This is a genomic window from Rhizobium giardinii bv. giardinii H152 (assembly GCF_000379605.1).
In the GTDB taxonomy this organism is placed as follows: Bacteria; Pseudomonadota; Alphaproteobacteria; order Rhizobiales; family Rhizobiaceae; genus Pararhizobium; species Pararhizobium giardinii.
Genome location: NZ_KB902754.1, coordinates 1 through 1,620, shown reverse-complemented (window position 1 = coordinate 1,620; position 1,620 = coordinate 1). Strand labels below are relative to the sequence as shown.

Sequence of the window (1,620 nt, the reverse complement as noted above, 5' to 3'; positions counted from 1 at the left end):
CGCCGGCCCCCCGTTAATGTTGAGATGGATTTGATTGATGAACGGAGCGTCATTAAAGCGTGGGTCTCGACCGGATACGACCGCCATACCGACCCCCGGGCCAACGGCCCCTTCGGCCAACCCCTGCCCATCCCCAAGCTGAGCGAATGCCGCCCCCGTGAGATTGATCATACGGTCCGACACGTTGGTTGTCGCGACGGAGCAGGAATGCGGGAATTTTGGGATCCCAGCGACCGCACCTTCGCGGAGATGAACGCGAACCCTGCGGAAGGACCCTGCGTTCTGCGGAACGTCGCTATTTAAGCTGTTGAACAGACCAGCCAAAACCGCGGAGGTCGCCGTTGCTTCGCTTTGGTTGAGACCGCAATCCACGTTGTCCACATTGTCGCGCAGGTCGATGTCGATATAGGCCGAGTCTGGATCGACCACGACCTTCACCTGGAGCGGGATACCTTCCGGAAGGAACGGCATGCTGTCGTGGCGGCCATGGTTTTCAAGCTTCGCCGCAGGAAGAGCACGCACGGCGTTGACCATGCGCTGCTCCGAATAGTCCAGCCAGGATGTAATAAACGTCTTTATCGTTTCCTTGCCGTACTTTGCGCACATCTCTTTAAGTCGGCGCTCAGCGATGCGAGCAGAACTGATCCCTGCCAGGAAGTCGCCGTACCACTGCGATGGAACTCGGATGCGTTTCTGCATCATGTTCACAACGTCACCCACCATCTTGTAATCGCGCTGGATGCGTACCGCAGGGAAAATCAACGCTCCCTCTTCGTAAACGTCCTTAGCCATCGACATATAGGTCGTGGGCAAGCTGTTACCGCAGTCAGCCTGGTGAGCTTTGGCAACCGCCGTGAATAGGTGCTCGCCCTCGAAGAACACAGGCACCATGAAAGCATGGTCGGCGGCGTGAGTGTTTCCAGAGTACGGGTCGTTATGGAGATAGCAGTCACCCTCAGCGATATCCGGGTGATTGTCGCACATCACTTTGGTCTGCAGGTCTGTTCCGAAAATATGGATCGGCAGGCCCTCAGCGCAGGCGAATAATTCGTTTGTGCTGGTCACGATAGCGCACGAGAAGTCACGCGCGGAGTTGATGACGGCGGATCGTGCCGTCTTCAGCATCGTATTGGTCATTTCGCGGACGATGCCATCGACCCGGTTGGCTAGAACTGCCGTCAGGACGGGATCGAGCTTAGTGTTATTTGTGTCGGTCATATCAGCCTCGATCAGAACGTGAGAAGGTAATGGCCATTGGCCGTAACGCGGGCGGTCATTTCAGGGAACACGACGACAGTCGTCGTAGGCTCTTCGATGATGCATGGTCCTTGCAAGATCATGCCGGGCTTAATGTTGTCGCCCTGATGAATCCTGGTCCTGAGTGGTTCGCTGGAACCGAAGAAGCAGTCGCGGTACATTTCCGGACCGGAGAAATTCTCCGAGTATCCAACCGGGTCTTTGGCTGTCTGCGAGATACCCGTCTCGACGCTCAAGCGGGCCTTCCAACTGATGAACTCGATTGCGCTGCCTTCGTCACGCATTTCAAAGAGCCGCTCGTGCGTACGGTGGAAGCTCTCGATGAGTGCGTTCCTTGCCTCGTCCGACGACAGGTCGGGATCG

Annotated in this window: 1 protein-coding gene and 1 pseudogene; both read right to left on the bottom strand. The window is 56.8% G+C overall.

What is annotated here, in order from left to right:
- Positions 1-1,218, bottom strand: a 1,218-nt coding sequence (locus A3AY_RS36835) for a hydantoinase B/oxoprolinase family protein (protein ID WP_018329945.1), incomplete at its 3' end; no start/stop codon positions are given.
- Between the two features lie 11 nt (positions 1,219-1,229).
- A pseudogene (locus tag A3AY_RS39985) lies at positions 1,230-1,620 on the bottom strand (hypothetical protein); the annotation flags it as partial.